Source organism: Micromonospora sp. WMMD882 (assembly GCF_027497255.1).
GTDB lineage: Bacteria > Actinomycetota > Actinomycetes > Mycobacteriales > Micromonosporaceae > Micromonospora.
On record NZ_CP114903.1, the window covers coordinates 2,499,760 to 2,523,296 of the forward strand.

Here is a 23,537-nt window from a genome sequence, read left to right on the forward strand (position 1 = left end):
GGTGCCACCGCCGCTGACCTGCGGGTTTACCGAGATCAATCTGTCGCCGAGGGGTTGACCTGGGTCACATGTTACGGCTACGTTTCCGTCTACCGTACACCGTCGACGATAGCGGCTCGGTGGTGAGATCAACGGGCAGAAGGGTGACGTCATGCCTGGTCCAGCCGGAACGGCGCCGGTGACTGCCGGCCTCCGCGTTCCGCAGAAGGTGGTGCTGAGCGAGTCCACCTACGACGTGCTCCGCACGGCGATCCTGGACGGGACACTCCCACCGGGCACCCGGATCGTCGAGGAGACGCTCGCCCGCCAACTCGGCGTGAGCCGGGCGCCGCTGCGCGAGGCGATCTGGCTGCTCAAGCGGGACGGGTTGCTGGTCGACGAGTCGGCCCGCAGCACCCGGGTCGTCCAGCTCACCGAGGACGACGTGCACGAGCTGCACATGATCCGTACCGTGCTGGAGACCCTGGCCTACCAGCACGCCGCGCCCCGGTTGCAGCCGACCGACGTCACCACGCTCAACGAGATCATCGAGCAGATGCAGGTGGCCGCGGACGCCGGCGACGTACGGGCGATCGCCGACCTGGACTACCGGTTCCACCGGTCGCTGTGCCAGCCGTGCGGCCTGCCCCGGGTCCTGAAGACCTGGGACGAGCAGCACGTGCTGTTCCGACTGTGGCTGAACATGGTCGGCCGCTCGCTGGAGCTCGGCGACATCGCGCAGAGTCACCGACTGCTGCTCGACACGGTGCGCGGCGGTGACCCGGACGCCATCTCCGAGCAGGTCATCGCGCACGTCTACCTGGTCGGCGGCGTGATGACCGAGCAGCGCCGGCGGTGGGCGGCGGCCCAGCCGCGACTCTGCCTGCCCGACCCGGACCAGACCCGAATCCCCCGCCCGGCCACCGAGCAGGAATGAGGCAGCCGCCAATGAACACCGTCAACCTGACACTGCCGCTCTACCCGTTCATGCCGGTCGGCAACGTGTGGGCGTGGGACTCCCCGTTCCAGCTCACCCCCACCATGACCCACGAACGGCACGGGGTGGCGACCCACCAGATGAGCTTCCACAGCGAGGCCGGCACCCGGCTCATGCTCGGCGCCTGCTACGACGACGCCGCCCCCCGGGTGCACGAGCTGGACTACAGCACGCTGGTCAACCGGAACACCGTCGTCATCGACGTGCCGAAACAGGCCGGCGAGGAGATCCTCGCCGAGGACATCGACCGGACGCTGGCCGTCGACCCCGACTACCGGGACGGGGACGCGGTGCTGCTGCGCACCGGCTGGGGCGACGACGAGCGGTACCGCACGCTCGGCGACGCGTACGCCAGCACCACGCCGCACTTCTCGCTGGAGGGCGCGCACCGGCTGGCCGAGGTGATGAAGCAGCGCGGCAGCGACCTGATGCTCACCGACTGCGCCTACATCGGCAACCTCGGGGAGAAGTTCATGTACCCCGAGTGGTCGTCCCGGGCCCCGTGGGACCGGCCGCCGTTCCCGTCCCCGCAGGCCCGCATCTACCTGCGGCACTACACCCCGGCGCGGGGCGCCGGCGGCGGCGCGCCGGACTGGGCCTCCTCGGTGGTGCTGCACGGCGCGATGTCACCGGTCGCGGCCCTGGCCAACTGCGGCGCGCTGCGCGGCAAGCGGGTCCAGGTGACGGTGCTGCCGCTGTTCCTGGCCGGCGCCGAGGGCGCGCCCTGCACCGTGCTGGCCGTCGACGGCGAGCCGACCCAGCCCACCGACGAGATCAGGGAGACCACCCGATGACCACCGTCAACCTGACCCGGCCCATCCGGACCGACTCGGCGGCCGGCCGCCTCTTCCCCTGGGAGGCGCCGTACCGGACCGAGGAGATCGCCACCCTCACCTACAACGGCGCCAACCTGTTCCACATCACCATGGGCAGCGGCGCGGCGACCCGACTGATCGGGCCCGCCCTCTCCTCGCCGGGCGGCGCCACCGTCGACCAGCTCACGCCGGAGAAGCTGGTCAACCGTCCGGCGACCGTCGTGACGTGCCGACCGGGCGAGGACGGTCGGATCACGGCCGCGCTGGTGGCCGACGCGTTCGCCGAGGCCGGACCGGCCCACGGGGACGCGATCGTGCTCGCCACCGGCTGGGGTGACCAACCGGACCGGCTGGACACCGACGAGTACCTGCTCGACGGCCCCCACCTGGACCCGGAGGCGGCCACGACGCTCGTCGAGCTGCTGGCCGGGAACGGCTCGGACCTGCTGCTCACCGACTGCGGCTACCTGGACCGGCCGGGCGGGGAACACGCCCGCGCCGAATGGACCGCCCTGCAACCGTGGCTGCGCCCGACCTTCCCGTCGGACGCCGCGCGGACCTACCTCGAACACTACCGGCCGGAGAAGGTCCGGCGGGACTGGGCGGCGACCATCGCCCTGACCGCCTCGATCTGGACCGTCGTCGGCCTGGTCGGATGCGCCGCCCTCGACGGGCGCCGGATCCGGCTCACCCTCGCCCCGCTGCCCGTCCAGGGCGTCGGCGAGGTCCCCTGCACCGTGGTCGCCCAGTTCGTCGGCGACGACGGTCAGCCCGTGACACCGGTCCCCCTCCGAGGAGATCCGACATGACCCGAAAGACCAGCACCGCGATCCGGGCCCTCGCCGTGGGCCTCTGCGCCGTACTCAGCGTCACCGCCTGCGGCTCCGGCGGGTCCGACAGCCAGGGCCCGCAGTACGAGGGCGACAGCTTCGACTGGAAGCGGTACGACGGCACGTCCCTGAAGGTGTACGTCGCCGACACCGGCCAGGTGGAGAGCCTGCGCGCCAAACTCCCCGAGTTCCAGGAGCTCACCGGGATCACCGTGGAGATCGAGGGCTCCGACGTGACCAGCTACCGGCAGAACCTGCCGGTCCGGCTCACCTCACGGGCCTCCGACTTCGACGTGATGGCCACCTTCCCCGAGGTCGACGGTCTCCAGTTCGCCAGCAACGGCTGGTACACCGACCTCACGCCGTACCTGGACAACCCGGGCGTGACCAACCCGGAGTACGACTTCGAGGACTTCCAGGAGGGGGTCCGCAACGCGATGACGGTCGAGGACCAGACCGTCACCGTGCTCTGGGAGATGCAGACCGACCTGGTCTACTACCGCAAGGACCTGCTGGAGCAGGCCGGTCTGCCGGTGCCCACCACGTTCGCCGAGTGGGACGCCGCCGCCGCCAAGGTGCACGACCCGGCCAACCGGCAGTACGGTTTCGCGCTGCGCGGCATCCCGTACCAGACCACCACCCCGTTCTCGTCCTTCCTCTACGCGCACTGCGGGCAGTGGGTCGCCGACGGCAAGGCGGTCATCAACTCGCCGGAGGCGCTGAAGGCGTTCGAGACGTACGGCCAGCTGGGCAACAAGTACGGCCCGCCGGGCATCGCCGGCTTCGACTGGCCGGTGCCGTCCCAGCAGTTCGCCCAGGGCAACGTGTTCGCCTTCCTCGACGTGAACCTGTTCGTCAAGGACCTGGAGGACCCGACGAAGTCCCGGGTCGCCGGCAAGGTCGGCTACACGACCGTGCCGCGGGCCGACTGTGACGCCGCCCCGTTCATCGGCGGCTGGGGTTACAGCCTCAACCCGTTCTCCGAGAAGCGGGACGCCGGCTGGTACTTCATCCAGTGGGCCACCGGCAAGCAGATGAACCTGGACCTGAAGCTGACCGGCTGGCCCAGCCCGCGCGCCTCCGCCTGGGAGTCGACGGAGTTCACCCGGTCCGACAAGACGCCGGAGTTCACCCGGACCGTGCTGACCAGCACGCAGACCGCCCGGGCCCAGATGAACCCGCCGGTCACGCCGGGTGTCGAGGCGCGGGAGGTGGCCGGACTGGTCGCCAACAAGGCGCTGGAGGGGCAGACCGGCGCCACGCTGCGGTCCACCGCCGACCAGCAGAACGCCCGGCTCCAGGAACTGCTCGACGCGATGCGCTGACGCAGCGCCACGCCCCGGGACCGGGGTGGGTCGGCCGGCACCCCGGCCCACCCCCGGTCCCGGCCCCGGAGATCCGGGCCGGCCCCGGATCCGCGTCGGCCCGGGTGATCCGGCCCGGCCCAGGAGAGAGGAAGTGACAGGCGATGGCACAGCTCACCGACAGCCCGTCGCGCCAGCGGCCGGCGTCCGCGACGCCCCCGCCGCCACCGCGACGGTCCGTGCTGGACGTCCTCGACCGGTACGACCGGTGGATCCTGCCCGCCCCGGCGTTGATCGTCGTGGTCGTGATGCTCGCCTTCCCGATCGTCTACACCATCTACCTCAGCTTCCACGAGTGGTCCGGTGGGCTGCGTCCGCCGGAGTTCGTCGGGCTGGACAACGTCACCCGGTCGCTGACCGACGGCCAGTTCTGGGGCAGCATCTGGCGCACGGTCTACTTCGTCGGCCTGTCGGTCGGCATGCAGGTCGTCCTCGGGGTGGGCGCCGCGCTGCTGTTCCACCGCCGGTTCCCCGGCCGTGGCCTGGCCCGGACGTTCTTCATGTTCCCGATGATCGCCACCCCGGCCGCGGTGGCCCTGGTCTGGAAGATGATGTTCGACCCGACGATCGGGGTGCTCAACTACCTCGTGCAGTCCGTCGGCGGGCCGACCCTGCTCTGGATCAGCGACGCCAACCTGGTCATCCCGGCACTGGCCATCGTGGACACCTGGATGTGGACGCCGCTGGTCATGTTGATCGTGCTGTCCGGGCTCGCCGCCCTGCCGCAGGAGCCGTTCGAGGCGGCGAAGGTCGACGGGGCCGGCGAGATCCGCACCTTCCTCAGCGTCACCCTGCCGCTGCTGCGTCCGGTCATCCTGGTCGCCGCGCTGTTCCGGCTGATCGACGCGATCAAGACCTTCGACATCATCAAGGTGATCACCGACGGCGGGCCGGGCCACGCCTCGGAGACGCTCAACCTCTACGCCTTCAAGCAGGGCCTGTCCTACCTGCACTTCGGCTACGGCTCGATGCTGCTGGTCTGGCTGACCCTGCTGGTCTTCGGCGTGGCGATCGTCTTCACCCGCCTCCGTGCCCGCAGCGAACAGGGGTGAGTCTGATGACCGTGCTCGAAGCCGACCCCCGGCCCCCGACCCCGCGGCCCACCGCCGCCCGGCCCGTGCCCCGCCGCGCCCCGGGCGTCGGCGGCGTGCTCCGACGGGTGGCGTTCACGCTGACCGTGGTGATCGCGCTGGCCCCGGCGGCGTTCGTGTTCTTCTGGATGGTCACCTCGTCGTTCAAGCAGCAGGTGGACATCTACAGCATCCCGCCGAAGTGGCTGGACTTCACACCGACGCTCGACAACTACCGGGACGCGTTCACCCGCACCCCGTTCGGCCAGTACATGACGAACAGCCTGGTCGTGGCGACCTGCTCCAGCGTCCTCGGCCTGGTGATCGGCCTGCCGGCCGCCTACAGCATCGCCCGGTACCGGCAGCACCGGCTGTCGCTGTCGCTGCTCACCGCGCGGCTGCTGCCCGGCGTGGCGTACCTGGTGCCGTTCTTCGTCGCCTTCGCCGCGCTGCGGATGGTCGGCACCTACCCGGCGCTGATCCTGTCCCACGTGATCATCACGTTCCCGTTGACCGTCTTCATCATGGTGAACTTCTTCGCCGGGCTGCCGCAGGAGATCTACGACGCGGCCGAGGTGGACGGCTGCGGGCGACTGGAGACGTTCTGGCGGATCGCCCTGCCGCTGACCCGGCCGGGCATGCTCACCGCCGGCATCCTGGCGTTCATCTTCTCCTGGAACGACTTCAAGATGGCGCTGATCCTGTCGGACGCGGACAGCCGCACCCTGCCGGTCGCCGTCTTCAACTTCGTGCACGAGGCGTCCCTGGACTGGGGCCCGATGATGGCGTACGCATCGATCATCATGCTTCCGGTCCTGGTGCTGACCCTCGTCGCCCAACGCCACATCGTCACCGGAATGACGATGGGCAGCGTCAAGTAACCGACCCCGAGGAGACACCATGACCAGCACCATCCCCGCCGTCGTCAGCCGGGCGGCCGGCAACGGCCGGATCATCGCGGCGAGCCTGCCGCCGGGCAGCCAGTTGACCGACGGCATCGAGCAGGTCTGCGTCGAGCACGGCGTCGAGACCGCCGTGATCCTGTCGGTGATCGGCACCATCGAGGAGATCCGGCTGCGCAACCCGCGTGACATCACCACCCTGCCGATCCACCAGGAGCACGAGTTCGCCGACGAGATCGACACCGTCGTGCTGCGCCGGCCGATGGAGATCCTCTCCATCCAGGGCAACGTGATGATGCTGGAGGGCAAGCTGTGGGCGCACTGCCACGGGCTGTTCTCCGAGGCCGGCGGCCAGGTCCGGGGCGGGCACGTGTTCCGGGGCACCATCTGGAGCCAGGGCGAGGTGTTCATCCAGGAGCTCAGCGGCATCCGGATCGACCGGGAGAAGGAAATGGAGATCACCGGGCTGCCGCAGATCCGACTGCACGGCTGCGACGTCGGCCCCGGCGATGGCCGCTGAGCCCTCCCCCGGTGGGCGCGGCACCGGTCCGGGCGGGGCCGGCGGCGACGGTCCGTGCCTGCTCGGGGTGGACGTCGGCACGTCCAGCACGAAGGGCGTCCTGACCGACCCGGTCGGCCGGATCCACGCCACCGCCACCCGCCCGCACCGGGTGTCCCGGCCCCGGCCCGGCTGGGTCGAGCACGACCCGGAGACGACCTGGTGGGACGAGTTCGTCGCGGTGGTCCGCGAACTGCTCGCGGTGGCGCCCGGGCCGGTCGCCGGGGTGGCGGTCAGCGGCATCGGTCCGTGCCTGCTGCCCGCCACCGCCGCCGGTCGCCCGCTGCGGGCGGCCATCCTGTACGGCGTGGACACCCGCGCCACGGCCGAGATCACCGAGCTGACCGACCGGCTCGGCGCGGACCGGATCGTCGCCCGCTCCGGCAACCGGCTCACCAGCCAGGCCGTCGGCCCGAAACTGCTCTGGGTACGCCGCCACGAACCGCAGGTGTGGGCGGACACCCGCCGCTTCTTCATGGCCAGCAACCTGCTGGTGCACCGGCTCACCGGCGAGTACGTGCTCGACCACCACTCGGCCAGCCAGTGCGACCCCCTCTACGACCTGCGGGAACAGCGGTGGATCCCGGAGCTCGCCGAGGAGGTGGCCCCCGGCCTGGAGCTGCCCCGGCTGCTCTGGCCGACCGAGACCGCCGGCCGGGTCACCCCCGCCGCCGCCGAGGCCACCGGCCTGCCGGTCGGCACGCCGGTCACCGCCGGCACGATCGACGCCTGGGCGGAGTCGGTGAGCGTGGGCGCCACCCGCCCCGGCGACCTCATGCTGATGTACGGCACCACGATGTTCCTCAGCCGGGTCGTCGAGCGGCCGACGCCGCACCCGGCGCTCTGGTCCACGGTCGGGGTGCTGCCCGGCAGTTTCTGCCTGGCCGGGGGGATGGCCACCTCCGGCGCGGTGGTGGAGTGGCTGCGGGAGCTGACCGGCGGCACGCCGTACGAGCGGTTGACGGCCGAGGCGGAGCCGCTGCCGCCGGGCGCGGACGGCCTGGTCGTGCTCCCCTATTTCGCTGGCGAGCGGACCCCGCTCTTCGACGACCGGGCGCGCGGGGCGGTCGTCGGGCTGACCCTGGGCCACGGCCGGGGCCACCTGTACCGGGCGGTGCTGGAGGGCACCGCGTACGCGGTGCGGCACCACCTGGACACCATGGCCGAGCAGCTCCCGCCGCCGGAGCGGATGATCGCGGTGGGCGGCGGGGCCCGCGCGTTGTGGACCCGGATCGTCTCCGACGTCACCGGTCGACCCCAGCTCGTGCCCCGGCACACCATCGGGGCGAGCTACGGTGACGCCTTCCTGGCCGGTCTCGCCGCCGGGCTCACCCGGATCGGGCAGGACTGGACGGAGTTCGTCGACGAGGTCCGGCCGCAGCCGTCGACCGCCGCCGCCTACGACCGCTCGTACCAGGTCTTCCGGGAGCTGTACCCGGCGACCCGCGCCCTCGTGCGCCGACTCGGCCAACCGGCCGGCTGAGCCGCGCGGGCCCGGTCCGGGGGCCTGCGGGCGGCCCCGGTCCGGCCACCCCGGTGTCGGCCGCCCCGTGCCGGTCGCTCAGGTCAGCAGGGCCGGGCGCAGCTCCCCGCCGAGGTTGATCCCGCCGATCGGCCGGCCGGCCGAGTCGTGGACGGCGAGGGTGTTGTTGCGGCGCATCAGCTCCCGGACCGGGGGCGGCAGCGGCGGCGCGTCGTCACCCATCTCCGCCCGCAGGTCACGGGTCGTGCCGATCAGCCGCATGGCCAGGGTCGCCCCGTCGACGTCCACCGGCACCCCACCGAACTCCCAGCCGGCGGTGACCGCGTCGAAGACCTCGAACAGGTGGGCCAGCAGCGGGTACGGGTCGGTGACCCGTCCGCAGCGGGACGCCTGCCCGCCGACCACGCCGACCGCCGCGACCACCTGCACGTACGGGTGGAAGCCGGACGGCAGCGCGAACAGCGGCGAACGCAGGTGCGGCCCGACCGCCCGCCACCCGGTCCGGTAGTTGCGGCGGTTGACCATCAACCGGTGACCGGTACGTTCGTACAGGCCGGGAGCCTGCGCGAGGAACGCCGCGTGGGTCTCGTCGGCGACCTGCCGCAGGATCCGGGCGGCCACGGCGAGGCCGTCGTCGCCGGCCAGCAGCCGGGTGACCGCCTCGACCTGCTCGACGGGCCGCGCCGGCTGACCCGGGCCGAACCGTTGCCGGGCCTCCTGGAACAGCGTCTCCTGCCGATCGGGGTCGTGCTCGACCTGTTCCCTACCCAGCATTCGCTGGAGCCACCGCATGTCGCCTCGTCTCCACAGTCGCCGCAGGATCCGGCCATGCTAGCGGAGCTTCCCGCCACCCGGCGTGGCCGGTCACGGGGAGTTGGTGGCTTCGACCCGCGGAGGTTGCCGGATCAGGCGGCGGGGACCGGTCCGGGGCCACCCGGATCGGCCGTCGGCTGGATGCCGGTGCGTTGCTGGATCCAACCGGCGATGGTGTTGACCATCAGGGCGTACGCGAAGCGAGCCTGGTCACCGGCGATGTGGACGCCGACCACCCGGTTGGAGTAGTAGACGCCGGCTCCGGAGTCCCCGGGGCCGGGGACTCCGGAGCCCTTCTCCACGAGGAACATGGCGCTGTCGCCGGCCCCGACATAGTCGTGGTGCACGTTGGTCAGCCCCACCCGCATGGAACAGATCTGCAGGAAGTCGGCGGGCGTGGGGCCGCCCGGGACCGTGGTCCCCCAGCCGCTGATCGCGGGGTTGGAGTTGATCGGTGGGACCCCGAGGGCATAACCGACCACGAGGCTCCCCGCGTTGGGGACGTTGTTCCAGAGGTTGAGGAGCATCGCGTCCTGCTCCGGGTGCCGGTAGATCCCGGCGATCGTCATCCGGTGGCCCTCGCCCAGCCTACGGTCGCCCGCGAGGACCACGCTGTTCTTGACGGTACCGCCGACGTCGTCCAGGCAGTGGCGTGCCGTCAGCACCCAGTTGCCGCCGATGAGCGTGCCGGCGCACCGGTAGCTGTTGTTGACGAAGATCTGCACCTGGCCGCGTAGATGCCCTGCGGACGTCCCGCCGATGACGGCCGCCGCCGGCTGCGCGGTGACCAGCAGGTGCGTCACCAGCAGCACGAAGCCGATGGTGATCAGCCGTATCCGTCGTCGCATGGGTGGGTCCTTCCGTCAGCCTGCCTGTGGCGACCGAACGGCAGCCCGCGCTCATCATGTCGACGACCCGGGTTCTCCGGCAAGGACAGTCCGATGTATCCGACGTCACCAGGGTCATGCCGCCAACACTGGCGTCGGCGGCATGACCAGCGTAAGGACAGCAACGGCTCCACCGCCTGGGGCCGCCACCCGGTCTCCTCCTCGACCTCACGCACCGCACTGCGTCAACAGCAGGCGCTCCCGATCGTCGAGTACGGCGACCATGGCCGACCGGGGAGCCCGGATCACGTACTGCTCGAAGCGGACCCCGTCCGGCAGCTCCACCTCGGCGATACTCAACCGGGCTCGGCGGGTGTCGTCCACGACCCGCTCGCCATGGATGGCCCACCGGGTCAACTCCGTCGCCTGCTCCTCCACCACCCCGCCGGTATCCGCACCGCACCCCGTCGCGAGGCGCAGGCAGCGGTACGCAGGCACCGCGAGTTGATGGCCGAGCAGAAGCGCCAAGAAGCGGAGGCACGTCGCGAGGCAGTGGGACCGCCGTTAGACAACGCCGCCCTGAGTAGGTCACGTCCACGGCGACCCGGGACGCCCTGAAGCGCCTCGGCGATTCCCTCGACGGTTGACGTACCACCGCCCCCGAGGCCGACGCCGGGCTCAGCTCTCGTCCGCCCCGGCGGCCGGCAGGTCGAGATAGGCCAGCAACCGCAGCATCCCGGCCAGGTGTTGCAGGTCGTGCCAGAGCACCGGCTCCTCGGCCGCCGGCCGGCGCGACAGCGCGCGTAGCTCCGCCACGTCGTCACTGCTCTGCCCGACATCGATTCCGGATTCCGGGTCCTCTCGGATGGTGAAGGCCGAACGTAGGTCGACGTTCCAGTAGTGGTCGACGTCGAGGACCGACAGATCGATCTCCGAGCCGAACCGCTCCTGCACGGCGTCCAGCAAGAGCGCACACACCTGACGAAGATCCTCGACCCTGAGCGTCTCTGTCACGTGCGCCCCATTCCGGAGTAGCGACCGCCGTTGCTGTACTTCGCTGTTGTACGGGCAGCAGAAAGGCCACCTCCCGAAGCCGGGAAGTGGCCTTTGAGCTGCGTGGGCGATACTGGGATCGAACCAGTGACCTCTTCGGTGTGAACGAAGCGCTCTCCCGCTGAGCTAATCGCCCTCAGCGCGTGTGACTGTACCCGATCGGGTCCGCGCCGCGCGAATCCGGGGTCAGTGCGTCGCGAGGTAGTGCAGGGCCCGGGCGACGACGTCGACGCCGAGGCCGTACTTGAGTGAGAGCCAGGCCACGGCGCCGACGAAGACCAGGCCGACCGAGCCGAGGAGCAGGCGCAGCGGCAGCGGCCGGCTGGTCGCCCATCTGGTCCACCGTTGCACGTGCCGGCGGGTGAAGACGAGCAGCCGCCTGGCCCAGTGGAACTCGACGGCCCAGATGCCGAGCCCGGCGATCACCAGCAGCCAGCCGGGGCCGGGCAGCGGGATGAGCGCCACCCCGATGGCGACCACCAGCGCCCCGGCCACCGAGATGAAGATCTTGAGCGCGATGCGGCCGGTGGGGTTGGCCCGGATCAGGTCCAGGGTGGTGCGCAGCCGCCCCCAGCGGACCCGCCGTTCGGCGAGCTGGAGGCCGCCTCCGACGTTGGCGCCGCGGTCGCGCAGCCCCTCTCGGCCGCGATCGTTCTCCGGCACCACGTACCCCCGCTGCTCGGTCCTCGTCACCATCGTGCCCGGCTTCGGGACCCTCGGCACCTGCTCCACTGAGGAATGTTTCGTGACCATCTCACCTCCCAGTGTCGCCCGCGCCCGTCACTCTCACCGACCACTGGACGTTACCGGAGTAAGTCGACGACTGACCCACCCGATCCGGGCGGGAAAATTTTCTGGGCAGAACCGGATATCGTACATGAATTTTCACATTCTAGCGGCGTTTCCGTCCCCCTTCCCACCACTGGGTGAAGTCAGCGTATGGCGGAGCGTAGCCATGAGGAGCGCCTGAGTATGGAAAAGCGGAACACGCGCGTTCCGCAGCGGGTGCCGGGGGGAGAACGTCCATGAGTGTCATCCGACCGACGACCGTCGAGGTCGAGACGTCGCTAAGGCTCGTCGCGCCAGACGCCACCGCCTTGCCGGTGCGCGCCAGTCTACGGTACGACCCTGCTGACCCGTACGCGGTCCATGTCCTGTTTCATGCCGATTCTGCCGGCGGCGAGGCGGTGAGCTGGTCGTTCGCCCGTGAGCTGCTGGTCACCGGCCTCGACGAGCCGGCCGGCATCGGCGATGTCCGGGTGTGGCCGTGGGCCAGCCCGCGCGGCGACTTCGTCGCGCTGGCGTTGTCGTCGCCTGACGGCAACGCCCTGTTCGAGGTGCCGCGCAGCGTGCTGGTGCGCTTCCTGCGCCGCACCTACGTCGTCGTCCCGCGCGGCCGGGAGGCCGAGCACCTGGACGTCGACACCGCGGTGAGCCGGCTGCTGGCCGGTCGCTGACCACCACCGCTGCCGTCCTGGGGCCGCGCGGAGCTGCCGAATCCGCGCGGCGCCGGACCTCGACCCCGGATCCGGAGACCGCGACCCGGATCCGGAGACCGCGACCCGGTCCCCGGCCGGTCAGCCGTGCGTCGTGATGCCACCGTCGACCGGGATGACCGCCCCGGTCAGGTACGACCCGGCACGGGACGCGAGGTAGATCGCGGTGCCGGCGATGTCCTCGGGGCGGCCGATGCGGCCCAGCGGCACCTGCTGTTCGATGCCGGCCCGGGTGGTCGGGTCGTCCAGGGCGAACGCCGTCATCCGGCTCTCGAACGGGCCGGGCGCGATCGCGTTGACGGTGACGTGCTCCCCGGCCAACTGGTGGGCCAGGCTGCGGGTCAGCATGTGCACCGCGGCCTTGGTGGCGGAGTACGCGTACACCTCCATCCAGGGCACCCGGATGCCGTCCACCGAGCCGATGTTGATCACGCGGGCCGGGTCGTCGGGGGTGGCCGCCGCGCGCAGCGCCGGCAGCAGGGCGGTGGTGAGCCGGAACACCGCCTTGACGTTGACCGCCCAGAGCTTGTCGAAGGCGCTCTCCGGGTACGCCTCGAGCGGCGCGCCCCAGGTCGCCCCGGCGTTGTTGACCAGCACGTCGAGCCGGTCGACGCGCTCGCGCACGGCGGCGGCGAGTTCCTGCGCGCCGGCGTCGACGCCCAGGTCGGCCGGGATCGCCACGCACCGGCCCAGCTCGCCCAGTTCGGCGGCGACCCGCTGGCAGACCTCGGCCTTCCGGGACGAGACGATCACGTCCGCGCCGGCGGTCACGAAGCCTCGGGCGATCATCAGGCCGATGCCCCGGGATCCGCCGGTTACCAGGACGGTCTTGCCTTCGACCGAGAACAGATCCGTCATCTGCGCGTCCTCCCTCGTCGTCGTCCGGGACCGCATCGGGAGCCTAGTCCGGCGGGAGTGGCGGGGCTCGACATGCGGTCGTTGCGGTGCCGGGCTACCGTCGCTGATGATGGTCGCTTCCGGTCACCCCTCCCCGGCGGCGGATGCCGGTCCACCGCCTGCCCCGACCGGGATCCGCGCGCTCACCCTGGGTGAGCTCTGCGCTGATCCGGCGTGGCGTCGGCCCGTGCTCGCCCCGGCCGAGCTGCTGATCCTGGTCACCGGTGGGCACGGCGCCCTGGAGGTCGACTTCCGGCCGCTGACCTGCCGACCGGGTTCCCTGCTGCGGGTCCGTCCCGGTCAGGCGCTGCGCCGCGCCGACGGGTTGGACGCCCACGTGATCTGCTGGAGCATCGGCGCGCTGCACGGGCTGGACGTCGGCCCGGACACCGCCCCCACCCACACCCAGCTCGCCGGTGAGGACGAGGAGGCGGTGGTCACCGAGATCAGCCAGCTCATGGTGGACTGCCACCGGTACCGGGGCGACCCGACCGGCGAGCGTCTGCTGCGCCACCAGCTCGCCGTACTGCTGCTGCGGTTGACGCTGACCGCCGCCGTGGACGCGCCGGGCACCGAGCTGCGCACGTTCCGCCGACTCTGCCAGGAGGTGGAGCGAAACTACCGGTACACCCGGCGGGTCGAGGACTACGCCGAGCGGCTGGGCTGTTCGGTGCGTACCCTCACCCGGGCCTGCCTGACGGTGACCGGACGCAGCGCGAAGCAGGTCATCGACGAGCGGGTGGCCCTCCAGGCCCGCCGGCTGCTCGCAGCGACCGACGAGCCGGTGGCCCGGATCGGCCGGCACCTGGGTTTTCCCGAGCCGACCAACTTCGGTCGGTTCTTCAGCCGGGAGGTCGGGCTGAGCCCCGGTTCGTTCCGGGCTACCGGCGGAAGGGTGGCCCCGACCCGGGTGGCCCGCCCACGACCACCGCACTGGACGGACCGGGCATGATGACATCGTGCAGATCTCCGCTCGCGGCGACTACGCGGTACGGGCGGCCCTGAGCCTCGCCATCGCGTACCCCTCGCTGCTGTCCACCCAGTCCATCGCCGCGGAGCAGGACATGCCGCGCAAGTTTCTCGAAGCGGTCCTGGCGGACCTGCGGCGGGCCGGCATCGTCCGCGCCCAGCGGGGCGCCGAGGGCGGTTACACCCTGGCCCGACCGCCCCGGGAGATCGCCGTCGGGGCGATCCTGCGGGCGGTGGACGGGCCGCTGGCCGGCGTCCGGGGCGTCCGGCCGGAGGAGACCAGCTACCTGGGCGCGGCGGAGAACCTCCCCCGGCTCTGGGTGGCGGTCCGCGCCGCCGTACGGCAGGTGGTGGACGAGGTGAGTCTGGCCGACCTGGCCGGTGGCCGGCTGCCGGCGCACGTCCGGCGGCTGACCGCCCGCCCGGACGCCTGGGAGCCCCGCTGACCGCCCTCCCCTTTGCACCACCCGGGTCGAGACCGCGCTACATCAGGGCAGTGGTGGCCTCCGAGACCGCCACTGCCGACAGGTAGCGCGATCCTGCCGTCCGGGCAGGGTGAGGATAGTGACGTTTGGCTATGTGATGGATAACATTGTTAACGCTAACACCGTGTCCGCGCGGCGGGGGGCGCCTGCCGCCCGGGCAGGTGTGTCGCGTCCCGCCTCCCACCACCGGCCCCTGCCGTGGTCCGCCCGCCGGTCAGGGGCGACTCCGAAGGAGAACCCGCATGCTGAGAAGCCTGGCCAGAGCGGTGGCGTCCATCGCCGTCGCCGGCCTGCTGTTCGCCTCGTCGGCGCTGGCCGTCGGCCGTCCCGCCGCCGCCGCGCTCGACCCGTTCACCGGCTACCTGATGGCCCACTTCACCGGCGAGTCGGCCACCGGCGAGCAGATCTACCTGGCCCACAGCAAGGACGGCCTGACCTGGCGGGACCTGAACAACGGCCAGCCCGTCCTGCTCTCCACCCTGGGCACCCGGGGCGTCCGCGACCCCGCGCTGGTCCGCTCGCCCGCTGGTGACCGGTACTGGATCGTCGCCACCGACCTGCGCATCGCCAGCGGCACCTCGTGGAGCGACGCGGTGAACCGGGGCAGCACCTCCCTGGTCGTCTGGGAGTCGCGGGACCTGGTGAACTGGTCCGCGCCCTGGCTGATCAACGTGGCCGGCGGCATCTCCGGGGCCGGCAACGCCTGGGCGCCCGAGGCGATCTGGAACCCGCAGACCGGCGACTACGTGCTGTACTGGGCGACGAACTCCCCGCGCGACGGCGTGACCAAGAACCGGATCTGGTACGTGCGTACCGCCGACTTCCGTACCTTCACCGCGCCGCAGGTCTACATCGACCGCCCCGGCACCCAGGCGATCATCGACACGCAGATCGTCGAGGCGCCCAACAGCGTCGGCGGCTACCGCTACTACCGGGCGTCCGCCGACGGGCACATCCCGATCGAGGCCAGTAACTCGGTGCTCGGCACGTGGACCAGCCTGGGTAACCTCTCCCACCTGGGCATCAGCAACGGCACCGGCGGCGGCAACGTCGTCGAGGGACCGATGTGGATGCAGTTCAACGGCCGAAACGAGTGGGCCCTGTGGCTGGACCAGTTCGCCACCGGCCGGGGCTACCTGCCGATCACCTCGACCAACCTGGGCAGCGTGCAGAACTTCCAGCACCGTTCCGGCTACCAACTGGGCGTGAACCGCAAACGGCACGGCTCGATCCTGAACCTCACCGCCGCCGAGGAGAGCCGGGTGCTCGGCCGGTGGGGCGCGACCGCCCCGACGCAGCGACTCCAGTCGTACAACTTCCCCGACCGGTACGTGCGGCACGTCGACTACGACGTACGCATCGACGCCAACGTCAGCCCGGCCCAGGACGCCCAGTTCCGGGTGGTGCCCGGCCTGGCCGCGAACTCCGGGTACGTGTCGTTCGAGTCCGTCAACCACCCCGGCCACTACCTGCGGCACTACGCGTACGACTTCGTGCTGGCGGCCAACGACGGCAGCGCCACGTTCGCCGCCGACGCCACCTTCCGGCCGGTCGCCGGACTCGCCGACTCGGGCTGGACGTCGTTCCAGTCGTACAACTTCCCGGACCGCTACCTCCGACACTACGGCTACCTGCTGAAACTCGATCCGATCAGCGACGCGACGGGACGCGCCGACGCCACCTTCCGGCTGACGAGCTGAGCCCGGCCCCGGCGTCCCTGACCCGCCCGTACACATGTCGGGTTTCGTGAATCGGCCGTCTGGGCATCTTCGCCTCAGACACGGACGGCTGGTCACGAAGGGAGGCCCCCGCCATGGGCCTGATGTTCCGTAAGCGGAAGAAGTACGGTCCGATCATCCTCAACTTCACCGAGAACGGGTTCTCCTCCTGGAGCATCAAGATCGGTCGCTGGTCCTGGAACTCGCGCGCCAAGGCGCACCGGGTGGACCTGCCCGGCCCGCTGTCCTGGAAGCAGGACAAGTCCCGCTCCCGGGCGTAACGCCCCGACGTCGAGGGGGCGCCGGTGTCGACCGGCGCCCCCTCGACGTGTCCGGGTCGATGGTTCCGGCCCGCCCGCGTCCCCGTGTCGTGTCCGGGTCGATGGTTCCGGCACGCCCGCGTCCACCCGGTCGGGTGCGGGTCGGCGGTTCCCGACGGTCGGCGTCCGGCCGGGCCGACAATCGCCACATGACCCGCGAGCGGCCCCACCGGCGGCATCGCCGGCAGGCGTCGCTGGCGTCGGCGGCGCTGCTGGTGGCGTACTTCGTGGCGCCGGTCGAGCCCGACGTGGACGGCCCGCGGCTGGCGCTGCGCGCCCTCGCCACCGCGCTGCTGGTGCTGCTGGTGGCCCGGCTGGTCGTCGGCCAGGTGCGCGGGCAGCTCACCGACGCCGCGACGCCGACGTCGGTGTGGCACCTGGCGGTCGCGCTGGTCGCCGGCGTGCTGACCTTCGCCCTCGCCGACTACGTCATCGCGATCAGCGCCCCGGACCAGTTCGTCAACCTGCGCACCCGGGTCGACGCGCTCTACTTCGCCGTCGCCACGCTGACCACCGTCGGTTACGGCGACGTGCACGCCAACGGGCAGCTCGCCCGGATGGCGGTGATCGCGCAGATGGTCTTCAGCATCGGGGTGCTGGCCGGCGGCGCGTCGCTGGCGGTCGGCCGGCTCACCGGACGTCCCCCGCCGACGCCGCCTCGATGACCACGTCCCCGGCGAGCCGGCCGACCGCCGGCTCCCGGCGGGCCGCGCCCGACTCCAGCAGGACCGCCAACGCCCGCAGCGCGTCGGTGGCCCGGTAGTCGGTCGCGCTGACCGTGTGCCGCCGCAGCTCGGTCACCGGACGCGGCCCGGTGCGGACCAGCTCGGCGTGCAGCAGGGCGGCCAACGGGGCCGGATCGGGCTCGGCGGCCAGCTCGCCCGGCTGCCCGTCGGCGTCGCGCCGCCGCAGCCCGGCAGCCGCGCCGACCTGCCACAGCGACTCCTTGAACGCGTCCAGGTTGCGGTCCGAGCCGGTGGCCAGGGCGAACGACCGCGGGGCCGGATCGCCGGCCGACACCATGGCGACCTCGGCGACCAGCGGGAACCCGGCGGCGGACAGCTCGGCCCGGACGCCCGCGCCGGCGGCGACCAGCAGGTCGGCCGGACGGCCGGCGGCGACCACCGCGCGGGCCACCGAGCCGACCAGCCCACCCGCCCCCGGGCCGGCAGGAGCCGCCGAGCCGGCGGAGGCCGATGAGGCCACGGGGCCGGTCGACGTCCCCGGGCCGGCCGGGGGCGGTGGAGCTGCCGGGGCGGGCGCGGTCGGGACGTACAGGGCGGCCAGCAACGGCGCGCCGGCCGCGCCGGCCGCCTTCAGCACCACCGGCAGCCGGCCGGGGTCACCGGGTACGACATGAACGGCCACGTCGGCGGGCAGGGCCGCCTCCACCGGGCCGAGCCGGGTCGGCAGGTCCGGGCCACCGCCGAGCACCACGACGGTGAGCCGGTGCCCGCGTACCCGGTCGGCGACGGCGCCGATCGACCGGAGGGCGGTCTCGGCGCTCCCGCCCGCCGGCCCGGCGTCCGCGTACGCCAGGGCGATGGTGGCCCGGCGGGACCGCCGCAGCGCCCCGGTGAGCCAGGTGTCGATCTGGCGGGCGAGCAGCTCGCCGTGGACGGCGTCGGACGGGGTAGCGGACATGTTGTCGTTCTACCAGGCGACCGGGGGCGGCCGACGGACGACGTGATCGACACGACCGGCGGGGACGCGCCCGGCAGCCGACACGGACGGCAGCGGGGTGGGCGACGGGTCGTCAGGCGGGGACGGAGACGCCGACGCCGCCCCGGGTCTGCCCGCCGTAGCGCTGCCGTTCCCGGGCCAGGTCGAGCCGGCCGATCCGCTTGCGGGCGGCCAGCGCCGCGTCGTCGAGCCGGTCGGCCGGGACCAGCCAGACCACCTCGAACTCGAGGCCGTCAGGGTCGCGGGCGTAGAGGCTCTTGGTGGTGCCGTGGTCGGAGGTGCCGACGAGCGCGCCGGCGGCGGCGAGCCGGTCGGCGGTGGCGGCCAGCTCGTCGAGGGTGTCGACCTCCCAGGCCAGGTGGTAGAGACCGACCGTGCCGCGGCCCGCGCCGGACGGGCCGGCGTTCTCGCCCACCGCGAACAGGCCGAGGTCGTGGTCGTTGGTGGAGCCGGGGGCCTGGAGGAAGGCGGCGCCGGTGAAGCCGTCCGGCGTCATCGCCACCGGCCGGAAACCGAGCACGTCGCGGTAGAAGGCGACGCTGCGGTCGAGGTCTCGGACGAACAGCACGGCGTGGTTGAGGCGATGGATTCCCATGTCGCCCACGGTAGCGTCGGTTTGTTGAACGTTCAACCATCGGCCGTATGATGGTGGTCATGACCCGGTGGTTGGACCCTGACGAGCAGCGCGCCTGGCGGGCGTTCCTGGCCGCCTCCCGGGCGCTGATGGCCACCCTGGACCGCGAGTTGCAGCGCGACGCCGGCATGCCGCACGCGTACTACGAGATCCTGGTCCGGCTCTCCGAGGCGTCGGGCCGGCAGCTCCGGATGACCGACCTGGCCCGGCTCACCGACTCGTCGCGCAGCCGGCTCTCCCACGCGGTCAGCCGGTTGGAGGCGGCCGGTTGGGTGCTCCGGCGGGACTGCCCCACCGACCGGCGCGGGCAGCTCGCCGTCCTGACCGACGCCGGCTTCGCGACGCTGGCCGCCGCCGCCCCCGGCCACGTCGAGGGGGTACGCCGGCACCTGTTCGACGCGCTCAGCCCGGCCCAGGTCGACCAGTTGCGCCGGATCAGCGAGTCCCTGGTGGACCATCTCGCGACCGATCGCCCGTTATCCTGACCAAACTGCCGCCTGACGGGTCTTGTACATACCGTCGCGGAATGAGCACGATGGGGCGTGTCCTACCCCTTCGGTGAACTGACCGCGCAGGCCCACCACCTCGTGGCCTCCGGCGACCTGTCCGGCGCGCAGGAACTGCTCGCCGACGCGCTCGCCGACGCGGACCCCCGCCCGGCGAACGCCTCGCCCGAGCTGGCCGAGGCGGCCGGGTTGCAGGCCCGGGTGCTGGTCACCCTCGGCGAGCCGCACTCCGCCCGGGGCTGGGCGGCCTTCGCGTACGCCGCGATGTCCCGGCTGCACGGCCCGTCCGACCAACGGACCGTGGCCGCCGCCGCCACCCTCGCCGCGGTGCTGCACCGGGTCGGCAGCTACGCCCGCGCCGCCCGCCTCTACGAGGAGGTGATCATCGAGCTGACCGCGCTCGACGGTCCCGAGTCGCTGCGGGTGCTCGCCGCGCACGCCGACCTGGCCACCGTCGAGTACGCCCGGGGCGAGTGCGCCATCGCCCGGGAACGCCTCCAGGACGCCTGGGAGCTGCACCGCGAGGTGTACGGGGACGGGCACGTCAGCGGCATCAAGATGCTCGCCCGGCTCGGCGCGATGCAGCGCGACTGCGGGCGCTTCGCCGAGGCGCACGACAGCCTGGCGCTGGCCCGGGAGCTCTGCCGGCAGCAGCTCGCCCCCGACGACCCGCTCGCCGCGCAGGTGGCCAGCCTGGCCAGGGCCGCCGCGAACCCCGACCACGTCTGCGTGGACGCCGCCCCGGTCGGACCGGCGGCGGGCGCCACCGACGGGGACCCCGACGACGGCTGGCCGGCCGACGAGATCCACCCGCCGACCCGCCCCACCCCGGACCCCGACCCGCCGTACCAGCCGGCCCCGCCGTACCAGCCAGAGCCGCCGTACCAGCCAGAGCCGGCCTACCAGGCGGAGCCGGCCTACCAGGCGGAATCCGGGTACGCCGCCCAGGTGCCGCGTCCCCGCGCGCCGGGCGACCAGCCCGGGTACGCCGACCAGGGGCGTCCGCACGACGACGGCACGTACCCGTACGACGACCCGGGCCCCGCGTACGGCGACCAGCCGTACCCGTACGACGAGCCCGGGCGGGCGTACCCGCCCGACGGGCGCTCGTATCCGCAGGAGCGGCGGTACGGCACGGACGTGCGGTCCGGAGGCGACCAGCCGGACGCCGGGGACTTCTGGCCGCCGGAGCACGACATGGACCGCCCCGGCGAGGAGCCCGCCGTCCGGACGCCGGCCGCGCCCGCGGTGCCGCCCTCCGTGGTGGGGTTGGCGCGGGCGTACCGGGAGGAGGCGGCCGGGGTGCACCGGAACTCCCGGCTGCCCGTGCCGGTCGGCTCCCGACTGCCCGTGCACGTGCCGCGACCGCCCGCCGACCCGCCCCGCCGGCTCGCGCCACTGGTCGTCGCGGGGGTCGTCGTGGCGCTGCTCGGGACGGGCGCGGTGATCGCCGGAGTGGCCCGGGTCGACGAGGGCCCCGGGCAGCCGCCACCTCCGGGCGCCGGCACGCCCACCCCGCCCGGGGACGCCTCGCCCGACGCGACCGGGGGCGGCACCGCGCCGGCCCCCGCGCCGCCCGGCGCCCCGCCGAGCGGGGTGGCCCTGCGCGACAACCGGGACAGCGTCGCGTTGAGCTGGACGTACCCGGCGGGCGCGGAAGGCCCGGTGGTGGTCTCCGGCGGCCGGACGGGGCAGAACCCACGCGCCTTCCAGGAGCTGCCGGCCGGGTCGACCAGCTACATCGTGTACGGCCTGGACCGCGACACCGACTACTGCTTCACGGTCGCGGTCGTGCACTCGGCGGATCTGGTGGGCCGGGCGAAGGCGGTCTGCACCAAGCGGCGCTGAGCAGTCGGGTCACCCGGTCGGGTCGGTCCGGACGCGCTGGTCGGCGGCGCCGGTCTCCTGGTCGGGGCCGGCGGTCAGGGCCGGCAGGCGCACCTCGACGCGCAGCCCCGGGTCCGCGTCGGCGAGCCGCACCGTACCGTCGTGTCGGCGCACGAGTTCCCGCACGATGGCCAGCCCCAGACCGGCGCCACCGGCGTCCCGGGCGCGGGCGTCGTCCAGCCGGGTGAACCGGTCGAAGACCCGGTCCCGGTCGGCCGCCGGGATCCCGGGCCCGTCGTCGGTGACGGTCACCAGGTGCTCCCCCGTTGCGGCGGACGGACCTGCGTCCGACTCGGCGGCGGTCACCGCGACCACCACCGCGTCCCGGCAGTGGCGCGCCGCGTTGTCGAGCAGGTTCGTCAGGACCCGGCGCAGTTGGTCGTCGTCGCCGACCGTCCAGGTCGGCCCGGGGGCGGGCTCGACGCGTACCGGTGGGGTGGGGAAGCGGGCCGCGACGGCCTGGACCAGCGAGGTCAGCTCGACCGGCCCGGTCGGTCGAGCCCGGAGCCGCCCACCGCCCACGGTCCCGGAGCCGACGGCGGGGGCCGCGGAACCGGCGGGCATCGCGGAACCGGCGGCGGCGGACGGGCCGGCGGCGGCCTCGTCGAGGCGGGCGAGGAGCAGCAGGTCGTCGACGAGCCGGCTGAGGCGTTCGGTGTCGACCAGCAGGTCCCGGGCCACCGCCGGCCAGTCGGTCCGCTCACCCAGCCGACCGGCCACCTCCAGTTCGGTGCGCATGTTGGTCAGCGGGCTGCGCAGCTCGTGGGCGGCGTCGGCGAGGAACGCCCGTTGCCGGGCGCGGCTCGCCTCGACCCGGTCCAGCATGTCGTTGAGGGTGACCGCCAGCCGGTGGATCTCGTCGTGCGACCCCGGCACCGGCAGCCGGCCGCCACCGGAACCGCCGGTGATCTCCTCCGCGCCGCTGCGCAGGGCCTCGACCGGCCGCAGGGTCGCCCCGACCACCCGCCAGGTCACCGCGCCGAGCAGCGCGACCAGCAGGGGGAAGCTGACCAGCAGGACGGAGCGGACCACGTCGACGCTGTGCGTGACGTCCGCCATCGACTTGCCCACCAGGACGGTCAGCGGCCCGTCCGGCGAATCCACCGGCAACGGCCCGTCCGGCGAGCCTGCCGGCAGCGGTACGGCCGACCCGGTGACCGGGACGGTGACCACCCGCACCGGGCCGGGCAGCCCCAGCCGCTCCCCCCGGACGAAGGCGCGCTGCCGGCTGGTGTGGTCGATCCGGTCCACCGGCAGCATCGGCACCAGCCGGTCCGCGTCGATCGAGGCCGCCCGGACCCGCCCGCGTACGTCGACCACCTGCACCCGGACCTGGCCGGCGGCGACCGGCAGGGGGTCCGGCAGGGCGTCCTCGGCGGCCAGCAGGGCGACCGCGTCGGCGGTCCGGAACGCCTCGTCGTCGACGTTGCGCTGCACGGTGTGGTCGAGCGCGCCGAGCAGCACCACCCCGCCGACGGCCAGCCCCACGGTCAGGCCGAGCACGGTGAGCGCGGTCAGCCGGCCGCGCAGTCCGCGCGCCGGTCGGGCGGGACGGCCGGTCGGTCGACGGGCGGGACGGCCGGTCATCTGCCGGCGAGGCGGTAGCCGGCGCCCCGGACGGTCTCCAGCCGGTGTCGGCCGATCTTGCGACGGAGGTAGCCGACGTACACCTCGACCGAGTTCGGCGCGGTCTCCAGGCTGGCGTCCCAGACGTGGTCGAGGAGCTCGGTCTTGGACACCACCTCGCCCGGGCGGCGCATCAGGTACTCCAGCAGCGCGTACTCGCGGGCGGTCAGGGCGACCTCGGCGTCGGCGACGGTCACCCGCCGGCCGGCCGGGTCCAGGCTCAGGTCACCTGCGGTGAGCACGGTGGGCCGCTGCGGCGCGCCCCGGCGCAGCAGCGCCCGCAGGCGGGCCAGCAGCACCACGTACGAGAAGGGTTTGGTGAGGTAGTCGTCGGCCCCGCAGTCCAGGCCGTCGGCCTGGTCGTACTCGCCGTCCTTGGCGGAGAGCATCAGCACCGGCAGCCAGTGCCGCTCGGCCCGCAACCGACGTACCAGCTCGTACCCGGACAGACCGGGCAGCATCACGTCGAGGATCATCGCGTCGTACCCGCCGTGCCGGGCGGCGTCCAGACCGGCCGGGCCGGTCACGGCGACGTCCACCGCGAAACCCTCGGCCGTCAGGCCCCGCTGCAACGCCCCGGCGAGCCGGGTCTCGTCCTCCACCACCAGCAGTCGCACGCCGTCA

General features: G+C 72.9%; 25 protein-coding genes, 1 tRNA gene and 1 pseudogene. 16 read left to right on the plus strand and 11 right to left on the minus strand.

Features of this window, described 5'->3' with window-relative positions:
- The first annotated feature begins 151 nt into the window (after positions 1-151).
- From O7606_RS10000 to O7606_RS10035, 8 genes are all read left to right on the plus strand, one after another.
- Entirely contained in the window at positions 152-916 is a 765-nt protein-coding gene (locus tag O7606_RS10000) for a GntR family transcriptional regulator (protein ID WP_281598785.1), read from the plus strand.
- 11 nt (positions 917-927) lie between these two features.
- Entirely contained in the window at positions 928-1,770 is an 843-nt protein-coding gene (locus O7606_RS10005) for a cyclase family protein (protein ID WP_281598786.1), read from the plus strand.
- Positions 1,767-2,600, plus strand: coding sequence for a cyclase family protein (locus tag O7606_RS10010; RefSeq protein WP_281598787.1), 834 nt, complete (start codon positions 1,767-1,769; stop codon positions 2,598-2,600). The genes O7606_RS10005 and O7606_RS10010 overlap by 4 nt, the downstream gene beginning before the upstream one ends.
- On the plus strand, positions 2,597-3,946 hold the full coding sequence (locus O7606_RS10015; RefSeq protein ID WP_281598788.1) for a sugar ABC transporter substrate-binding protein: 1,350 nt from the start codon (positions 2,597-2,599) through the stop codon (positions 3,944-3,946). Before O7606_RS10010 ends, O7606_RS10015 begins: the two co-directional genes overlap by 4 nt.
- 143 nt (positions 3,947-4,089) lie before the next feature.
- Positions 4,090-5,037 carry a sugar ABC transporter permease gene (locus O7606_RS10020; protein WP_281598789.1) on the plus strand — a complete coding sequence of 316 codons (948 nt, stop codon included), beginning with the start codon at positions 4,090-4,092 and terminating at the stop codon, positions 5,035-5,037.
- Between the two features lie 5 nt (positions 5,038-5,042).
- On the plus strand, positions 5,043-5,936 hold the full coding sequence (locus O7606_RS10025) for a carbohydrate ABC transporter permease (RefSeq protein ID WP_281598790.1): 894 nt from the start codon (positions 5,043-5,045) through the stop codon (positions 5,934-5,936).
- Between the two features lie 19 nt (positions 5,937-5,955).
- Positions 5,956-6,477: a PPC domain-containing DNA-binding protein gene (locus O7606_RS10030; protein WP_281598791.1), complete on the plus strand. Its 522-nt coding sequence runs from the start codon at positions 5,956-5,958 to the stop codon at positions 6,475-6,477.
- Entirely contained in the window at positions 6,467-7,999 is a 1,533-nt protein-coding gene (locus tag O7606_RS10035) for an FGGY-family carbohydrate kinase (protein ID WP_281598792.1), read from the plus strand. The genes O7606_RS10030 and O7606_RS10035 overlap by 11 nt, the downstream gene beginning before the upstream one ends.
- Before the next feature lie 78 nt (positions 8,000-8,077).
- On the opposite strand, the gene O7606_RS10040 is transcribed toward O7606_RS10035, so the two are convergent.
- From O7606_RS10040 to O7606_RS10065, 6 genes and pseudogenes are all read right to left on the minus strand, one after another.
- Complete coding sequence (locus tag O7606_RS10040) at positions 8,078-8,773, minus strand: hypothetical protein (RefSeq protein ID WP_348651142.1); 696 nt, start codon at positions 8,771-8,773, stop codon at positions 8,078-8,080.
- 131 nt (positions 8,774-8,904) lie between these two features.
- Entirely contained in the window at positions 8,905-9,660 is a 756-nt protein-coding gene (locus O7606_RS10045; protein WP_281598794.1) for a trypsin-like serine protease, read from the minus strand.
- A gap of 146 nt (positions 9,661-9,806) precedes the next feature.
- Positions 9,807-10,080: pseudogene (locus O7606_RS10050) on the minus strand (NUDIX hydrolase); the annotation flags it as partial.
- A gap of 237 nt (positions 10,081-10,317) precedes the next feature.
- Positions 10,318-10,653 (minus strand): hypothetical protein, encoded by a 336-nt coding sequence (locus O7606_RS10055; RefSeq protein WP_348651143.1) that lies wholly within the window; start codon positions 10,651-10,653, stop codon positions 10,318-10,320.
- A gap of 103 nt (positions 10,654-10,756) precedes the next feature.
- A tRNA-Val gene (locus O7606_RS10060) sits at positions 10,757-10,828 on the minus strand.
- Between the two features lie 50 nt (positions 10,829-10,878).
- Entirely contained in the window at positions 10,879-11,388 is a 510-nt protein-coding gene (locus O7606_RS10065; protein ID WP_281598796.1) for a TIGR02611 family protein, read from the minus strand.
- 329 nt (positions 11,389-11,717) lie between these two features.
- Between O7606_RS10065 and O7606_RS10070 the strand changes: the two genes are divergently transcribed.
- Positions 11,718-12,149: an SsgA family sporulation/cell division regulator gene (locus tag O7606_RS10070; protein ID WP_281598797.1), complete on the plus strand. Its 432-nt coding sequence runs from the start codon at positions 11,718-11,720 to the stop codon at positions 12,147-12,149.
- A 120-nt stretch (positions 12,150-12,269) separates the two neighbouring features.
- Here the strand turns inward: O7606_RS10070 and O7606_RS10075 are convergent, their stop codons facing one another.
- Positions 12,270-13,046 carry an SDR family oxidoreductase gene (locus tag O7606_RS10075; RefSeq protein ID WP_281598798.1) on the minus strand — a complete coding sequence of 259 codons (777 nt, stop codon included), beginning with the start codon at positions 13,044-13,046 and terminating at the stop codon, positions 12,270-12,272.
- Between the two features lie 109 nt (positions 13,047-13,155).
- Between O7606_RS10075 and O7606_RS10080 the strand changes: the two genes are divergently transcribed.
- The 5 genes from O7606_RS10080 to O7606_RS10100 all read left to right on the plus strand — a co-directional run bounded on the left by O7606_RS10080 (position 13,156) and on the right by O7606_RS10100 (position 17,242).
- Entirely contained in the window at positions 13,156-14,037 is an 882-nt protein-coding gene (locus O7606_RS10080) for an AraC family transcriptional regulator (protein WP_281598799.1), read from the plus strand.
- A gap of 7 nt (positions 14,038-14,044) precedes the next feature.
- Positions 14,045-14,500 carry an Rrf2 family transcriptional regulator gene (locus O7606_RS10085; protein WP_281598800.1) on the plus strand — a complete coding sequence of 152 codons (456 nt, stop codon included), beginning with the start codon at positions 14,045-14,047 and terminating at the stop codon, positions 14,498-14,500.
- Between the two features lie 281 nt (positions 14,501-14,781).
- Entirely contained in the window at positions 14,782-16,239 is a 1,458-nt protein-coding gene (locus O7606_RS10090; protein WP_281598801.1) for a glycoside hydrolase family 43 protein, read from the plus strand.
- A 113-nt stretch (positions 16,240-16,352) separates the two neighbouring features.
- Positions 16,353-16,538, plus strand: coding sequence for a DUF4236 domain-containing protein (locus O7606_RS10095; protein WP_275034738.1), 186 nt, complete (start codon positions 16,353-16,355; stop codon positions 16,536-16,538).
- A gap of 188 nt (positions 16,539-16,726) precedes the next feature.
- Positions 16,727-17,242 (plus strand): potassium channel family protein, encoded by a 516-nt coding sequence (locus O7606_RS10100; protein WP_281598802.1) that lies wholly within the window; start codon positions 16,727-16,729, stop codon positions 17,240-17,242.
- Here the strand turns inward: O7606_RS10100 and O7606_RS10105 are convergent.
- Together O7606_RS10105 and O7606_RS10110 are read right to left on the minus strand one after the other, a co-directional pair.
- A complete protein-coding gene (locus tag O7606_RS10105) occupies positions 17,208-18,221 on the minus strand; it encodes a hypothetical protein (RefSeq protein ID WP_281598803.1) in 1,014 nt (337 codons plus the stop codon). The two genes, O7606_RS10100 and O7606_RS10105, sit on opposite strands and share 35 nt — an antisense overlap.
- A gap of 112 nt (positions 18,222-18,333) precedes the next feature.
- Complete coding sequence (locus tag O7606_RS10110; protein WP_281598804.1) at positions 18,334-18,855, minus strand: VOC family protein; 522 nt, start codon at positions 18,853-18,855, stop codon at positions 18,334-18,336.
- Positions 18,856-18,905: 50 nt separating this feature from the next.
- On the opposite strand from O7606_RS10110, the gene O7606_RS10115 reads away from it, so the two are divergent.
- Positions 18,906-19,379 carry a MarR family transcriptional regulator gene (locus O7606_RS10115; protein ID WP_281599584.1) on the plus strand — a complete coding sequence of 158 codons (474 nt, stop codon included), beginning with the start codon at positions 18,906-18,908 and terminating at the stop codon, positions 19,377-19,379.
- A 57-nt stretch (positions 19,380-19,436) separates the two neighbouring features.
- Positions 19,437-21,248, plus strand: coding sequence for a tetratricopeptide repeat protein (locus tag O7606_RS10120; protein WP_281598805.1), 1,812 nt, complete (start codon positions 19,437-19,439; stop codon positions 21,246-21,248).
- 9 nt (positions 21,249-21,257) lie between these two features.
- Here the strand turns inward: O7606_RS10120 and O7606_RS10125 are convergent, their stop codons facing one another.
- Together O7606_RS10125 and O7606_RS10130 are read right to left on the minus strand one after the other, a co-directional pair.
- Positions 21,258-22,874, minus strand: a complete 1,617-nt coding sequence (locus O7606_RS10125; RefSeq protein ID WP_281598806.1) for a HAMP domain-containing sensor histidine kinase — start codon at positions 22,872-22,874, stop codon at positions 21,258-21,260.
- Complete coding sequence (locus O7606_RS10130; RefSeq protein WP_281598807.1) at positions 22,871-23,530, minus strand: response regulator transcription factor; 660 nt, start codon at positions 23,528-23,530, stop codon at positions 22,871-22,873. The genes O7606_RS10125 and O7606_RS10130 overlap by 4 nt, the downstream gene beginning before the upstream one ends.
- Between the last annotated feature and the right edge of the window lie 7 nt (positions 23,531-23,537).

What these genes read in the sequence shown, in the direction of transcription:
- O7606_RS10000 (WP_281598785.1), top strand. Translation starts at nt 152, where the DNA reads ATGCCTGGTCCAGCCGGAACGGCGCCGGTGACTGCCGGCCTCCGCGTT.
- O7606_RS10005 (WP_281598786.1), top strand. Translation starts at nt 928, where the DNA reads ATGAACACCGTCAACCTGACACTGCCGCTCTACCCGTTCATGCCGGTC.
- O7606_RS10010 (WP_281598787.1), top strand. Translation starts at nt 1,767, where the DNA reads ATGACCACCGTCAACCTGACCCGGCCCATCCGGACCGACTCGGCGGCC.
- O7606_RS10015 (WP_281598788.1), top strand. Translation starts at nt 2,597, where the DNA reads ATGACCCGAAAGACCAGCACCGCGATCCGGGCCCTCGCCGTGGGCCTC.
- O7606_RS10020 (WP_281598789.1), top strand. Translation starts at nt 4,090, where the DNA reads ATGGCACAGCTCACCGACAGCCCGTCGCGCCAGCGGCCGGCGTCCGCG.
- O7606_RS10025 (WP_281598790.1), top strand. Translation starts at nt 5,043, where the DNA reads ATGACCGTGCTCGAAGCCGACCCCCGGCCCCCGACCCCGCGGCCCACC.
- O7606_RS10030 (WP_281598791.1), top strand. Translation starts at nt 5,956, where the DNA reads ATGACCAGCACCATCCCCGCCGTCGTCAGCCGGGCGGCCGGCAACGGC.
- O7606_RS10035 (WP_281598792.1), top strand. Translation starts at nt 6,467, where the DNA reads ATGGCCGCTGAGCCCTCCCCCGGTGGGCGCGGCACCGGTCCGGGCGGG.
- O7606_RS10040 (WP_348651142.1), bottom strand. Translation starts at nt 8,773, where the DNA reads ATGCTGGGTAGGGAACAGGTCGAGCACGACCCCGATCGGCAGGAGACG.
- O7606_RS10045 (WP_281598794.1), bottom strand. Translation starts at nt 9,660, where the DNA reads ATGCGACGACGGATACGGCTGATCACCATCGGCTTCGTGCTGCTGGTG.
- O7606_RS10065 (WP_281598796.1), bottom strand. Translation starts at nt 11,388, where the DNA reads ATGGTGACGAGGACCGAGCAGCGGGGGTACGTGGTGCCGGAGAACGAT.
- O7606_RS10070 (WP_281598797.1), top strand. Translation starts at nt 11,718, where the DNA reads ATGAGTGTCATCCGACCGACGACCGTCGAGGTCGAGACGTCGCTAAGG.
- O7606_RS10075 (WP_281598798.1), bottom strand. Translation starts at nt 13,046, where the DNA reads ATGACGGATCTGTTCTCGGTCGAAGGCAAGACCGTCCTGGTAACCGGC.
- O7606_RS10080 (WP_281598799.1), top strand. Translation starts at nt 13,156, where the DNA reads ATGGTCGCTTCCGGTCACCCCTCCCCGGCGGCGGATGCCGGTCCACCG.
- O7606_RS10090 (WP_281598801.1), top strand. Translation starts at nt 14,782, where the DNA reads ATGCTGAGAAGCCTGGCCAGAGCGGTGGCGTCCATCGCCGTCGCCGGC.
- O7606_RS10095 (WP_275034738.1), top strand. Translation starts at nt 16,353, where the DNA reads ATGGGCCTGATGTTCCGTAAGCGGAAGAAGTACGGTCCGATCATCCTC.
- O7606_RS10100 (WP_281598802.1), top strand. Translation starts at nt 16,727, where the DNA reads ATGACCCGCGAGCGGCCCCACCGGCGGCATCGCCGGCAGGCGTCGCTG.
- O7606_RS10105 (WP_281598803.1), bottom strand. Translation starts at nt 18,221, where the DNA reads ATGTCCGCTACCCCGTCCGACGCCGTCCACGGCGAGCTGCTCGCCCGC.
- O7606_RS10110 (WP_281598804.1), bottom strand. Translation starts at nt 18,855, where the DNA reads ATGGGAATCCATCGCCTCAACCACGCCGTGCTGTTCGTCCGAGACCTC.
- O7606_RS10115 (WP_281599584.1), top strand. Translation starts at nt 18,906, where the DNA reads ATGGTGGTCATGACCCGGTGGTTGGACCCTGACGAGCAGCGCGCCTGG.
- O7606_RS10125 (WP_281598806.1), bottom strand. Translation starts at nt 22,874, where the DNA reads ATGACCGGCCGTCCCGCCCGTCGACCGACCGGCCGTCCCGCCCGACCG.